Source organism: Mesobacillus jeotgali (genome assembly GCF_014856545.2).
Classification (GTDB): Bacteria; Bacillota; Bacilli; order Bacillales; family Cytobacillaceae; genus Mesobacillus.
In genome coordinates this window covers 2,999,342-3,012,752 of record NZ_CP109811.1, presented here as the reverse complement: position 1 = coordinate 3,012,752, position 13,411 = coordinate 2,999,342, and the positions used below count along the sequence as shown (strand labels likewise).

Genomic DNA, 13,411 nt, shown 5'->3' with positions numbered 1-13,411 from the left:
AAAGGCAGGTGATTAATATTGTTGAAGAAATTCACCTTACTTTATGTAATGCTGGCGATGATATTAGGATCCTGCAGCCAGTTTGAAAATTTTCAAAAAGGGAACTTCAATAAGGTCAAGGAAACGGGAATGGAAATAAAGGAAGCATTGCCGACTTCCTTCTTCCCGAAGGATTTGCATATTGTAGCTGCGGGGGATTCGCTTACCCAGGGCGTAGGAGACAGTACGAATACCGGTGGATATATCCCATACCTTGCTGAGCAGCTTGAGAAAGAAAAGACAATAAAGAATGCGAATTTCGATAATTTCGGTGTGAGAGGGAACAGGACGGATCAGCTTCTGAAAAGGCTAAAAAACAAAGATATACAATCTTCTGTGAAGGAAGCTGACCTGGTTATCTTAACAATCGGCGGGAATGATCTGATGAAGGTTGTCAAAGAGAATTTTTCAAGTCTCAAACTGAACCATTTCAAGACAGAACAAAAGTTGTTCGCCAAACAGCTGCAGGAAATCTTCCTGGCCATCAGAAACCAAAATCAGGAAGCACCCATCGTTTTGGTCGGACTCTATAATCCTTTTTACAACTGGTTCGCGGATGTTAAGGAAATGAATCAGATAGTGGATGAATGGAATGGGCAAAGTCTTTCAATTGTAGCGCAGGATGGGAATGCTTACTTTGTCGACATTCATGATATTTTTCTTAACAATGAAGAAAATCTGTTATACACTGATTATTTTCACCCAAATGACCTGGGATACCAATTAATTGCTGACAGAATTTATGAAATCCTGGATGAACAGGTCATTGACTCGATGTCTAACTAAGGTAATGAGATTGGGAAGAGGAGTTACAAAGATTTATGACGAAAAATAAATGGAAAATCGGATTTTTTATTCTATTGGGTATCGTGGCTGCAGCCATCCTGTTGGTTTGGGTCCTCGTTGCTTCACCAGTTGAGGAGTCTAAACCAGAGCCAGGAGCTAGTGGAGCTGGATCGGATGATGTTGCACTTAATGTATCGACCAATAAACGTGATTTAAACAGAGTGATCAATCATTACTTAGAAGAAGAAGCAAAAAATAGTCAGATTGATTATCAAGTATTGCTGACAGATGAGGTTGAGTTATATGGGACGCTTCCGCTCTTCAGCCAAGAGCTTGAATTGCGTCTTACCTTTGAACCGCAGGCGTTGAAGAATGGTGATTTAATTTTAAAACAGAGATCCATTTCAGTAGGGAAACTCAATCTTCCTGTATCAACTGTACTTAAATTCGTCCGGGACAGCTACGATATGCCGGATGCCGTGAATATCCAGCCAAAGGAAGAGAGAGTATACGTCTCTATGCAGAGGCTGAAGCTGAAAAGTGATATCAAAGTCCGGGTAAATGAATTCGATTTGAAAAAGGACAACATTAAATTCACCCTGCTTGTTCCAGCAGATTAAGAAGGTACTCTTTTAGGTGCCTTCTTTTTTTACTTTATATGGCAAAGATGCGGAAAATGGCCAGTTAGCAGAAAAAAGTCAGGCCGGTCGCCCGGCCTTTTCACCCTTGCAATATAATTACTTCAATTGGGGGTTCTCCTTTGGCAGTGCCTACTGCGACAATCGTATAGGCATTGTTTGGCTCCAATTTGACATCAGGGATGGTAACGACTGTGTTCTTGGTGCCTGCAACTTTAGCTTCCAATGTTACGGTCATTGGACTCAGGGCCAGATATGTTGTTGCCTGTTTATAGGATACGTTCGGGAATATCACGTCTCCATTTAACCCTGTGATATCAACAGCCGGCGCGTCTGGGGATAGGTGGATAAATCTTGCTTTTGTTTCTCCCACAGGTGTTTGCGGGTTGTCTTCGAAAGTAAGCAGCCTTAGGTTATTAGCTGGCCCGGCAATGGTAGCTGTGTAAATGCTCCCTGGTTCAACCATAATCTTTTTGCTGATTACAGTAGAAACGCTTTCGCCTGCAGGATATATGTCGACTTGATATTTGCCTGGCGGAAGCTGCATATGGCTGCTACTGTTTTTATAGCTGAAGTCGCGGACAACTCGGCTGCCATTTACATAAATATCGACATTCTTTACCGCGGGGGAAGCATGCAAAAAACGCACCATGGATGGCAATGAGTTGGATGGACTTGCCTGAATAGTTTGGGAGCGCATTAGCTGGACAGCTTTATTTAAATTTCGCAGGTGCTTGTGGTAATACATGACGTGCTGATTTGGATCAAGGTATTTATAGTAATTAGCCAAAAGATCATACATGGCCGCTTTATGAAGGTAATCATTCTGGTTCCTGATGGACATACCCCTCACTCCTAAATTTATTGAATGCTCAAATGTAAAATATGCAAATTGGGCGCAATAGGTGCGAATCAGTGTCTGCAGTTTATGAAAAATTTGAAATAAGTCTTTACATGAGGAATGTTTTTCCATATACTATAAATAATTAAACGAGAGGCAGGTGGAGTGTAATGAGCAGGATGTTAAATGTATTGATGTTGGATGTTACTTATTGCACGGCCCCTAACCTAAGCGGATCAACTGACTGATAGTCTTTTTTCTCCATGCTTATGAACCACGGGCTGTGCGTGCCTGTGGTTTTTTATATTTCGGAAAGCATATTGGAGGATAAGAGAATTGAAGAATTTTGAAAATATCGGTATTACGGCTGAATTGAACAGCCATTTTAAAGAAAATTATCCTGATGGAATCAAGCTCGGCAGGGTAGCGTTAGAGCATAAGCACAGTTATCGGGTGTGGCTGGAAGATGGAGAATACCTCTGCACACTAGCTGGTAAATTGACATTTGATGCAAACGGCCGGGAAGACCTCCCGGCAGTCGGTGACTGGGTTTCCGTACAAACTTCTCCAGGCGAAATGCGAGGATTAATCAAGGGAATTCTGCCCCGTAAAAGCAAGTTTTCGAGAAAGGCTGCCGGGCAAATCACCGAGGAGCAAATAGTCGCAGCGAATGTTGATACTGTGTTCATCGTAAATTCACTGAATGATGATCTGAATCTGAGAAGGATTGAACGATACCTGCTGCTCGCCTGGGAAAGTGGATCAAATCCTGTCATTATTTTAAGCAAAGCAGATTTAGTGACTGACCTAAAAGCCAAAATGGATCTAGTTTCAACAGTGGCGATCGGGGTACCTGTAATCGCAGTAAGTGTTCTCGAGGGTACGGGCATACAGGAACTGCAACCATATCTTGCTCCTGGCCAAACAGTAGCCTTGATAGGTTCTTCGGGAGTAGGCAAGTCTAGTCTAGTCAATTACTTTACAGGCTTTGAAAAGCAGCTGGTCCAGGACATCAGGGAAAGCGATGATAAGGGCAAGCATACTACGACCCATCGGGAAATGGTTCTCCTTCCTGGAGGAGCGATACTGATTGACACCCCAGGTATGAGGGAAATCCAGCTCTGGACGAGTGAGGATGGAATTGCAGAAAGTTTCGCTGATATTGAAAAATATGCTGAATCCTGTAAATTCCGCGATTGCAGTCATAATAATGAACCAGGCTGTGCAGTTTGGTCAGCCATCTATGAAGGAATTCTGGATGAAAACAGGCTTGCCAGCTATAAAAAGCTGCAAAAAGAATTGGCCTATATTGACAGGAAGCTGGATAAAAAGGCGCAAGCTGAGGAAAAGAAGCACTGGAAAAACATCAGCAAGGAAGTCCGCCACAATTCAAAGCATAAACGAAAATAATGAAAAGTCCCTTCTCTGGAGGGGCTTTTATCATTTGAAGGCTTCTGAATGTGTTTTTTGCTTTAAAAGTAATAGAATAGGGAATAAGTATTTGAGTAGAGTGTTTCATCCATTTATCCAAAGCTTGAAAGAAGAGGTGTCACTATGGAAAAAGGTAATCAAGAGCTTGCGACATTTGCCGGAGGGTGTTTCTGGTGCATGGTCAAGCCGTTTGATGAGCAGCCTGGCATTGTCAGCGTTGTTTCCGGCTATACTGGAGGCACGACTGAAAATCCTACATATGAGCAGGTTTGCAGCGAGACCACCGGACATTATGAAGCCGTGCAAATCACATACAATCCGGAAATCTTTCCTTATGAGAAGCTGCTCGAGTTATACTGGCAGCAAATAGATCCGACCGACCCAGGAGGCCAGTTTTACGACAGGGGACAATCATACCAAACCGCGATTTTTTATCATAATGAAGAACAAAGACAGCTTGCTGAAGAATCAAAACAAAAGCTTGCAGATAGTGGGGTTTTCACGAAACATATCGTTACCCAGATCTTGCCGGCCAAAACGTTTTATCCTGCAGAGACATACCATCAGGATTATTATAAGAAAAACCCTGAAAGATACAATGCTTATCAAATCGGTTCAGGGCGCAAAGCTTTTATCAGGAATCATTGGGGGGAAAAGGAATGATGAAGAAAGATCCAGAGGAGTTAAAGAAAAGATTGACACCCATGCAATATGAAGTTACGCAGAATAATGGAACAGAACCGCCATTCAGGAATGAGTATTGGAATGATCTGCGAGAAGGGATATATGTTGATATTGTCTCTGGCAAGCCTTTATTTAGTTCCCGGGATAAATATGATGCGGGATGCGGCTGGCCAAGTTTTACCAAGCCGATCATGGAGGAAGAAATAACTGAAAAACAAGACCTTAGCCATTTTATGGTCAGGACTGAAGTGCGCAGTAAAACAGCAGATTCTCATCTGGGCCATGTGTTTGATGATGGTCCCGGAGAGAATGGCCTGCGATATTGCATTAATTCCGCTGCATTGAGGTTTGTTCCGAAGGAAAAAATGGAAGAGGAAGGGTATGGAGAGTACCTTAAGCTGTTCCAGGATTAATCTTAGGATAATTAAACAAGGATTAATCATAGCTCTATGAATGGAAGGAATGATTCGTTTGTTTAAAAAATTATTTGGAAAAAAAGAAGAGCAGGTAAAAACAATCCAGCTGCTAGCACCAATTACAGGGAATGCAGTAAATTTAAGTGCAGTTCCTGATCCTGTCTTTTCAGAAAAAATGATGGGGGACGGAGTAGCGATTGAACCTTCAGAGGGGGTTGTCGTGTCACCGGTCGAAGGTGAAATCATTCAGGTTTTCCCGACTAAGCACGCGGTCGGAATAAGAGCGAAAAACGGAGCAGAGCTATTGATCCATATTGGATTAGAGACTGTTTCTCTCAAGGGAGAAGGGTTCGAAACACATGTAGCACAAGGCGACAAAGTCAAGGAAGGCGATAAACTGGTAACCTTTGACCTTTCCGTTATCAGCGAAAAAGCAAAGAGTACAGTAACACCGATTATTATCACTAACACGGATCAGGCTGCATCATTGAAGGTCTTAACAGAAGGAAATGTTGAAAAGGGCACGACACCTATCCTGGAAGTGACTTTTGAATAGGTAAGTGCGTATACTCGAAAAGAGCCGAAAGAGTTGTTCGTCAATGAAAAACAGCCGCTGATTCAGCGGCCGTTTTCATTGACGGATTTTTGTCCATTAGGAGAGGTCATCCCGCCTGATAGGATGAATTTCATTGCATCTTCTGGTTTTACATCAATGATTTCTACATCAGTTTTAGGAATCAGGAAGGTGAAACCTGCTACCTGAAACGTTTGAGGCACGTAGACAGCAACATACTCTGCCAATGGCTCATGGAATGCCTTCAGGTCATCTGTTGTGATGAAACCGAGACTCTTCATATGGGTACCTGGTATTGTAACCAGAGCAACCTTGGAAAATGACTTTTTCTCACCAAGGAAGGAATGGACAGTATCCTTTATAACTGAATAAACCGTTTTTACAAAAGGAGTTTTTTCCAGAAGCTTATCAATTAGCTTAATGATACTTCCAGTGATGAACCGGGTTGACAGCCATCCCAGAATGGTAATCAGGATCAGGGTTGTCAGAAGGCCAATGCCAGGAATGTACCTTTCTTGTAAGTATGGTTTCAGTACATTTCCAAGAAGGCTGTCTAAAAACATGAATACTTTATAAATGACATAGATAACGAGAATAATTGGGACTATTGTCAGGATCCCGTTAATGAAGTTCTTCAATACACTTTTCATGGTAAACTCCTTATTCCAAACATATGGAAGTATCATACACTTTTTTACAGAGTTTTTCTATGATTATTTTTTCTTATCCTTCGTAACGATAATCGAAGAAATCTGGGTGATTTGCTTTTCACTGGTAATGTTTGAAGACGTTGTTTCGACTGTTTCAAACCGGACCGTGTGTCGGCCTTCATCCAGGCCGCTTGCGATATACAGATACCTTTCACGTGTGAAAGGCCACCAGGTGGAAATTGTCCTGATATATTCCCCGTCAATATATACCCTCAGCATCCCCCCGTCCTGACTGCGAATAGCTTTTACCCCAAGGATGGAGCCTTTGAACTCATACTCTAGATAATCACCAGTTCTTTTGCTTATATTTATTCCGTTTTCGATGACGAACCCTTTGCTTCCAGATAAGTTCTTTTTTTCATAGAAGGATAAGGTCTGCTCCCTGGTCAATGGCTTTGGCAGACTGGCAATCTCGGCATCTAGTTCGATATTATTCTTAATCAGTTCAAGTATTGAAGCTGCATACAACTGGTATCCCTTGCCGTTAGGATGTACAGTATCCGTCGTAAGCTGCTCAGTAAGCATTCCTGATTGCTTAAAGGGAATGCGCATGTCCAGCGGCTTTGCTCCGTAATGGACGGATACTCTTTTAATCGCATCAGCAAATTGTTCCTGTTTCAAAGGACTTTCAATGATGGTAATGATTTCAGATCCTGGGTAACGCTCCTTGGCATCTCGGATTAATTTTTCATAAAAAAAAGTGAATTGTTCGGAGTCCATGTATTTTCGATCATTTTCACCAAAAACGATAAAGATGAGATCAATATCCCGGAATTTTGGAGCTTTTTGGAGTTTGTAAATTCCTTCGAAGGCTGTTGCTCCGCTTTGGACGAGCATATTCCTGCGTGCCCGGGTCCCGCTGAAATCCTTTAAAAGCACTTCAAGCTGGCTGTACCAGCGCAAATTTTTATTTTCTGCTCCAGCACCTCGGCCAATGCTGTCGCCGATGACCAAATAATTAAATGATGAACCTGCTTCGATCTTCTCATATACTGATAAATCCTCGGAAAGGTAATGTTCTGACTGTATCGCTAAAAAGGAAATAACTGCGGCGGTAAGAAAAACTATACTGAATACTTTTCTAGCGCTGGATTTCATTCGTGTTGGTATCCCTCCGGAAAGTAAGCCTTTAAGCTAATTGTAACTGCTAGTACAGTCCCTGTGAAAAGAAATTTTTCAGCGCGCAGACTGTAATTCATTTCTTTTATTGAATCGATATTTTTTTAAAAATGGGCTAATGCACAAACGGGTCAAGTACCCATATCATACCGTAAAGGGAAAGCAATTCAAAAACAAACGAGGAGTGGTTTTTAATGTACGGATATGATAATGCCCCAATGCCTGTAACATCACCGGTTGGAACAGCACCAATGCATGGCACTTTCTGTGGCGGAGGTTATCCTTATGCAGGAGTGGGCGGTGCTGGTTACGGATACGGCGGTTTTGCATTGATCGTTGTTCTGTTTATCTTGTTAATCATCATTGGCGCATGCTGCAGCTATAACTGGTAAAAAATGAGCTAAGATAAAGTAATTAGAGAGGTTGTCTGACAGCAGGCAGCCTCTTATTTTGTTTCAAATAAATACGAACATTATAATATATAAATTGATATATAGTTCGTGATTAATATTGACTACATTGCTTAAGTTTGTTATATTTACCAATGGTTAAGCAAAAAACTGATTGGCGGGGGATGCTGTATGAATACAAACTATGATGTGATTGTCGTTGGAGCAGGTCCGGCAGGTATATTTACTTGTTATGAATTATCGTTGAAAATGCCTGAAGCTAAAGTACTGCTTGTTGATAAAGGCCATGATATTTATCGCAGGAACTGCCCGATCTTACAGAAGAAGATTGAGAAATGCCCGCCAGCAGCAGGGAAGAAGGATTTTGCCGGCTGCCTTCCTGCATGTTCGATAACGAACGGATTTGGCGGTGCTGGAGCCTATTCTGATGGAAAATTCAATATTACAAGCGAATTCGGCGGATGGATGACGGATTATCTTCCTGATTCAAAAGTTGTCGAGCTTATTAAATACGTGGATGGAATTAACCTCAAGCATGGAGCTACAGAAAGCATTACAGATCCAATGACAGATAAGGTCAGGGAAATTGAGAGAAGAGGCTATGCCGCAGGATTGAAACTGTTAAGGGCACAGGTACGCCATCTTGGGACGGAACAGAATCTTGAAATCTTGAAAAATATATTTGAGTACTTAAAAGAAAAAGTCGATATGGCGTTCAAGACTGAAATCGAGGATTTGATTACTGAAAAAACGCCTGAAGGCCATAAAGTCACAGGTGTTGAACTTAGGAATGGCCAGCAGATTTTTGCCGATAAAATTGTAGTTGCCCCTGGCCGCGACGGTTCCAAATGGCTGACGCAGCTAATGAAAAAAAGAAGGCTTAAGATGATCAATAACCAGGTCGACATTGGCGTCCGTGTTGAAACTTCCAACGTTGTCATGGAGGAAATTAATGAGCATTTATATGAAGGGAAATTTATCTTCAATACATCCGTAGGGACCAGTGTCAGGACATTCTGCAGCAATCCTTCTGGACATGTTGTTGTCGAGAACCATTCTGGAATCATGCTTGCTAATGGCCATGCCTACAAAGATCCTAATCTTGGAAGCAGCAATACCAATTTCGCCTTGCTTGTATCGCATACTTTTTCAGAACCATTCGATAAACCGAATGAATTTGCCCATGAAATCTCCAGGCTGGCAAACAGTCTTTCAAATGGCGGCCTGATTGTACAAAAGTATGGTGATATTTTAAAAGGGAGAAGGTCCACTGAAAAAAGGATCAAAGAAGGATTCCTGGAACCGACTTTGAAGGAAGCAGTTCCCGGGGATCTTGGGCTAGTCCTTCCATATAATACGCTGAAAAGTTTGATTGAAATGACGGAAGCGCTCAACCAGGTAACGCCTGGTCTTGCTTCAGACCATACTTTGTTTTACGGAGTGGAGGCGAAATTCTATTCCGCAAGACCGAAGTTGAATGACAGGTTTGAAACAGAAATAAGCGGCCTGTATGTTGGCGGGGACGGAGCCGGAATCACAAGAGGACTGGCTCAGGCAAGCGCATGCGGTGTTTGGATTGCCAATGACATTATCGAAAAGTCCAGGGTTGGCCGGAAAACCGAGCCTGCACTTGTTTAAAGATGCATACACACTTCCACTTCTTTGATAAAATAAACCTAAATACAGAAGAGGCGGGGAGAGTATGTTTGCACCTAAATTAGTGCCAGGGGATGAAATAAGAGTAATCGCACCTGCGACCAGCATGGTCATTTTAAAAGAAGCCCAGGTTGATTTGGCTGTTGAAAGGTTGACTAAACTGGGCTTCAATGTGACATTCGGAAAAAACGCAGATGCGCATGATGAATTTTTCAGCTCTTCTATTGCAGAAAGAATCGAGGACCTGCATGATGCATTTGCAGATCCAAATGTAAAAGGGATCCTTACTGCACTTGGAGGCTATAATTCCAATCAGCTGCTAAAATATATAGATTTTGACCTGATTGCTGCTAATCCGAAGGTTTTTTGCGGGTACAGTGACATTACAGCGCTGCAGCTGGCTATTTATCAAAAAACAGGTATCGTTACTTATTCTGGGCCCCTTTTTTCGAGCTTCGGTGTAAAGCATGGACTTGAATATACGATGGAATCGTTTTTGCAGGCAGTCACCAATGATGCGCCTTACGAGATCGTTCCATCAGATACATGGTCTGATGATGCCTGGTATCTTGACCAGGAAAATCGGACATTTCATGAACAAAGCGGCTACTTGATTCTTCAGGATGGCGAAGCGGAAGGAAGGCTGATCGGCGGCAATCTTTGTACGATGAACCTTCTTCAAGGTACAGAATTTATGCCTTCACTCATGGATAGCATCCTGTTCATTGAGGATGACGAAGAAAGCCACTCCAGAAGCTTCGACAGGGACCTGCAATCGCTGCTTCATCTTCCAGGTGCAGATTCGATAAAAGCTCTGTTGATTGGCCGTTTCCAAAAGAATTCCAATATTACGGAAGAAGCTCTAAGGAAGATTATTTCAAGTAAGGAAGAGCTCCGGAATATCCCAATCATTGCAAACGTCAACTTCGGGCATGTCCAGCCTCTTGCCACGCTGCCTATTGGGGCAGTTGCAACGGTAAAGGCCGCAGGGGGACAAACCGAGATCTTTATTGAACAAAAAGAATAGGGTTCTACACCTTTAATGGCACCTTTTATAGGTGTCTTTTTTTTGTTGGGAATTTGTTGAAAAAACAGCTGGTGGAAGAGCCGGGATTGTCCGAAGTCACCCCCGGTTCGGACAAAACAACTGGTGGAAGAGCAGAAATTGTCCGAAGTCACCCCTGGTTCGGACAAAACAGCCGATGGATGAGCAGATTTTGTCCAAAGTGTAGGCAGTCATCAACAACGAAAATGTATCAGATCCCCTCCATTTCGAAAATCCCAGGCTAGTACCACTTATTTTTTATATCTTCAAGAAAGATTCCCCTTTTCATTTCATACAATTTACTGAATGTCCATTTAATTTTAATTGCGGTGAATGGAGTGAATTTATGAAGCCGTCCTACTTGATTAAACCTGCCTTGGATGAAAGCTATCCAGAGATTGACTATGGTAAAGGTGTCTTTCTTTTTGACAAAGATGGCAAGAAATATCTTGATGCTGCATCCGGGGCTGTCACAGCAAATATTGGACACGGAGTTCCTGAGATTATCCTGGCAATGCATGAACAGTCCAAACGTGTGTCTTTTGTCTATCGCTCCCAATTCACTAGTGAGGCAGCAGAAAAGCTTGCGGAAAAACTCGCTGATGCTTTGCCGGGAGATTTGAATTGGAGTTTCTTTGTAAATAGTGGTTCAGAGGCTACAGAAACCGCGCTGAAAATTGCGATTCAGTATTGGCAAGAGAAAGGGATTAAGACAAAAACAAAAATTTTATCAAGATGGATCAGCTACCATGGAATCACTCTGGGTGCACTATCTATGTCAGGACATCCGGGAAGAAGAGCAAGGTTTGTTCCATTGCTTGAAGAATTCCCATCGATTTCACCTCCATATTGCTATCGCTGTCCATATCAAAGCACAGCGCCTGAGTGTGGTTTTTTATGTGCGATGGAGCTTGAGGGAGCAATAAAGCGGATTGGTTCTGACCATATCGCCGGATTTATTGCGGAACCGGTTATTGGTGCGGCTGGAGGGGCGATTTCACCCCCGGAAGGCTATTACGAAACAATTAAAAAGATTTGTGATGAAAACAATATATTATTCATTGCGGATGAGGTCATGACGGGTTTTGGCCGTACAGGGACGATGCTGGCATCAGAACACTGGAACATCATTCCCGATATTGTCGCGCTTGGTAAAGGTATGGGAGCAGGATATGCCCCGATTGCGGCAACGGTTGTCAGTGACAATGTGATGGAGCCTATTCTGAATGGCTCCAAGTCAATCATGAGCGGCCATACTCTTAGCGCGAATCCACAATCCTGCGCTGCCGCACTGGCGGTTATGGAATACCTTGAGAACAATCAAGTTTTAAGTGAAGTCGAATCAAAGTCTGTGTACCTGAAAAATAAACTTGATAAGTTGAAAAATCAGTTTGATTTTATCGGGGATGTCCGGGGAAAGGGCTTGCTTCTCGGTCTGGAATTTGTCAGATTGCCAGGTGCGAAACTCCCGTTTGAACGAAGCATGAAACTAACTGAAATTGTGGTAAAGGCGGGCAGGGACCATGGGATATTGCTGTATCCTGCAGGCGCCGGTCTGGATGGCCTTTCAGGGGATGCAATAATTATCTCGCCTCCGCTGACGATCACGAGGCGGGAGATTGATGAATTAATAGCATTGCTGAAGACAACATTCATGGAAGTGTATAGAATACTGGGATTTCCTTGTGAAGATGGAGTTGAGAAGTAGATGGATAATCCGTATGGAAAAATAGCGACGCTTGAGCAGGCAATGGAGCATTTTTATGACGGAATGACTTTGATGTTTGGCGGATTTGGCGGAGTAGGCTCTCCCCCTGACCTGATTGACGGTATTCTTGAAAAGGATATAAAAAATCTTGTGCTGATTGGGAATGATACAGGTTTTCCCGAGATCGGCATTGGCAAAATTGTCAGCCGCGGAAAAGCAAAGAAAGTCATCGCCTCCCATATTGGATCCAATCCAGTAGCAGGCACCTTGATGACCAAGGGAGAGCTAGAGGTTGAATTCTCGCCGCAGGGAACCCTGACAGAACGGATTCGCGCTGGTGGAATGGGACTTGGAGCCATTTTGACAGATGTAGGAGTGGATCATGAGTTTGTTGCAAAAGGCAAACAAAGAATGACATTGAACGGCAAAGATTATTTGATTGAAACGGCGTTAACAGCCGAAGTTTCAATCGTTTATGCAAAAAAAGCAGATCCATATGGAAATCTTGTCTTTGATAAAAGTGCCAGGAATACGAACCCGCTCGTGGCAATGGCCGGAAAATTCACCATCGCGGAGGCGGAGGAAATTGTGCCCCTTGGCAGCCTGGATCCTGAAGAAATCGTCACGCCTGGTGTATTCGTGGATATGGTTATTCCTTCTGGAGGGGTGAATTGGAAATGGGCATGGGAATAGATGTCAGAAACAGAATGGCCAGACGAGCCGCCGAAGAAATCTCTCCGGGCATGGTTGTTAACCTGGGCATAGGAATTCCCTCTCTTGTACCGAACCACCTTCCCGAAAAAACGAGAGTCATGTTCCATGCTGAAAACGGAATTGTCGGGATGGGGAAGTCGCCGGAAAAAGGTTATGAGGATGAAAACCTGTGCAATGCCGGTGGATTCCCAGTCACTGTCATGGCAGGTTCCTCTTATTGTGATAGTGCTATAGCCTTCGGTATGATTCGCAGAGGCAGAGTTGATCTTACTATTCTTGGATCTTTACAGGTTAGCCAAAAAGGGGACATTGCGAACTGGATTGTACCTGGCAAAAAGGTTCCGGGCATGGGAGGGGCAATGGAGCTGGCACAAAAAGCCCGGAAAGTTGCCGTATTGATGAACCACAGTGATAAAAACGGAGCTTCTAAAATAGTTCAATCGTGTACCCTGCCATTAACCGCTTCTGAATGTGTTGACATGGTCATCACCGATCTCGCAGTTTTTAAAATAATTGACGGTTCATTGATATTGTCTGAACTTTTTGCGCCACATACAATCGCTGAAGTTACCGAAAAGACCGCATGCGATTTTACAATCGACGAAAATATCCGGATTATCGAATATTAAAAGGGGCTGAT

At 43.0% G+C, this 13,411-nt stretch carries 15 protein-coding genes; 12 read left to right on the top strand and 3 right to left on the bottom strand.

Annotation, left to right across the window (positions count from 1 at the left end):
* Nucleotides 1–18: 18 nt before the first annotated feature.
* The gene (locus tag FOF60_RS15440; RefSeq protein ID WP_225649899.1) at nucleotides 19–825 is read left to right on the top strand and encodes an SGNH/GDSL hydrolase family protein; all 807 of its coding nucleotides are present in this window, start codon (nucleotides 19–21) and stop codon (nucleotides 823–825) included.
* Nucleotides 826–860: 35 nt separating this feature from the next.
* Nucleotides 861–1,445, top strand: coding sequence for a YpmS family protein (locus FOF60_RS15435; RefSeq protein WP_192470486.1), 585 nt, complete (start codon nucleotides 861–863; stop codon nucleotides 1,443–1,445).
* A gap of 100 nt (nucleotides 1,446–1,545) precedes the next feature.
* Here FOF60_RS15435 and FOF60_RS15430 read toward each other — a convergent pair whose 3' ends face one another.
* Nucleotides 1,546–2,307, bottom strand: a complete 762-nt coding sequence (locus tag FOF60_RS15430) for a DUF4397 domain-containing protein (protein ID WP_192470487.1) — start codon at nucleotides 2,305–2,307, stop codon at nucleotides 1,546–1,548.
* 324 nt (nucleotides 2,308–2,631) lie between these two features.
* Here FOF60_RS15430 and rsgA point away from each other — a divergent pair, with 324 nt between their 5' ends.
* From rsgA to FOF60_RS15410, 4 genes are all read left to right on the top strand, one after another.
* Nucleotides 2,632–3,714 carry a ribosome small subunit-dependent GTPase A gene (gene rsgA / locus FOF60_RS15425; protein ID WP_413632900.1) on the top strand — a complete coding sequence of 361 codons (1,083 nt, stop codon included), beginning with the start codon at nucleotides 2,632–2,634 and terminating at the stop codon, nucleotides 3,712–3,714.
* Between the two features lie 144 nt (nucleotides 3,715–3,858).
* A complete protein-coding gene (msrA, locus tag FOF60_RS15420; RefSeq protein WP_192470488.1) occupies nucleotides 3,859–4,398 on the top strand; it encodes a peptide-methionine (S)-S-oxide reductase MsrA in 540 nt (179 codons plus the stop codon).
* Complete coding sequence (gene msrB, locus FOF60_RS15415) at nucleotides 4,398–4,832, top strand: peptide-methionine (R)-S-oxide reductase MsrB (RefSeq protein ID WP_192470583.1); 435 nt, start codon at nucleotides 4,398–4,400, stop codon at nucleotides 4,830–4,832. The genes msrA and msrB overlap by 1 nt, the downstream gene beginning before the upstream one ends.
* Before the next feature lie 58 nt (nucleotides 4,833–4,890).
* A complete protein-coding gene (locus FOF60_RS15410) occupies nucleotides 4,891–5,391 on the top strand; it encodes a PTS sugar transporter subunit IIA (RefSeq protein WP_192470489.1) in 501 nt (166 codons plus the stop codon).
* 62 nt (nucleotides 5,392–5,453) lie between these two features.
* Here the strand turns inward: FOF60_RS15410 and FOF60_RS15405 are convergent, their stop codons facing one another.
* A complete protein-coding gene (locus FOF60_RS15405; protein ID WP_192470490.1) occupies nucleotides 5,454–6,059 on the bottom strand; it encodes a DUF502 domain-containing protein in 606 nt (201 codons plus the stop codon).
* 63 nt (nucleotides 6,060–6,122) lie between these two features.
* On the bottom strand, nucleotides 6,123–7,217 hold the full coding sequence (locus FOF60_RS15400) for an SGNH/GDSL hydrolase family protein (RefSeq protein WP_192470491.1): 1,095 nt from the start codon (nucleotides 7,215–7,217) through the stop codon (nucleotides 6,123–6,125).
* 272 nt (nucleotides 7,218–7,489) lie between these two features.
* Here FOF60_RS15400 and FOF60_RS15395 point away from each other — a divergent pair, with 272 nt between their 5' ends.
* From FOF60_RS15395 to FOF60_RS15370, 6 genes are all read left to right on the top strand, one after another.
* Nucleotides 7,490–7,630 (top strand): YjcZ family sporulation protein, encoded by a 141-nt coding sequence (locus FOF60_RS15395; protein WP_081742121.1) that lies wholly within the window; start codon nucleotides 7,490–7,492, stop codon nucleotides 7,628–7,630.
* Nucleotides 7,631–7,819: 189 nt separating this feature from the next.
* Complete coding sequence (locus tag FOF60_RS15390) at nucleotides 7,820–9,286, top strand: NAD(P)/FAD-dependent oxidoreductase (protein ID WP_192470492.1); 1,467 nt, start codon at nucleotides 7,820–7,822, stop codon at nucleotides 9,284–9,286.
* 64 nt (nucleotides 9,287–9,350) lie between these two features.
* Nucleotides 9,351–10,331, top strand: coding sequence for a S66 family peptidase (locus FOF60_RS15385; RefSeq protein ID WP_192470493.1), 981 nt, complete (start codon nucleotides 9,351–9,353; stop codon nucleotides 10,329–10,331).
* A gap of 364 nt (nucleotides 10,332–10,695) precedes the next feature.
* Complete coding sequence (locus FOF60_RS15380; protein ID WP_192470494.1) at nucleotides 10,696–12,057, top strand: aspartate aminotransferase family protein; 1,362 nt, start codon at nucleotides 10,696–10,698, stop codon at nucleotides 12,055–12,057.
* Nucleotides 12,058–12,750: a CoA transferase subunit A gene (locus FOF60_RS15375; RefSeq protein ID WP_192470495.1), complete on the top strand. Its 693-nt coding sequence runs from the start codon at nucleotides 12,058–12,060 to the stop codon at nucleotides 12,748–12,750. It abuts the gene before it with no gap.
* The gene (locus FOF60_RS15370) at nucleotides 12,735–13,400 is read left to right on the top strand and encodes a 3-oxoacid CoA-transferase subunit B (RefSeq protein WP_192470496.1); all 666 of its coding nucleotides are present in this window, start codon (nucleotides 12,735–12,737) and stop codon (nucleotides 13,398–13,400) included. The genes FOF60_RS15375 and FOF60_RS15370 overlap by 16 nt, the downstream gene beginning before the upstream one ends.
* The last annotated feature ends 11 nt before the right edge of the window (nucleotides 13,401–13,411 follow it).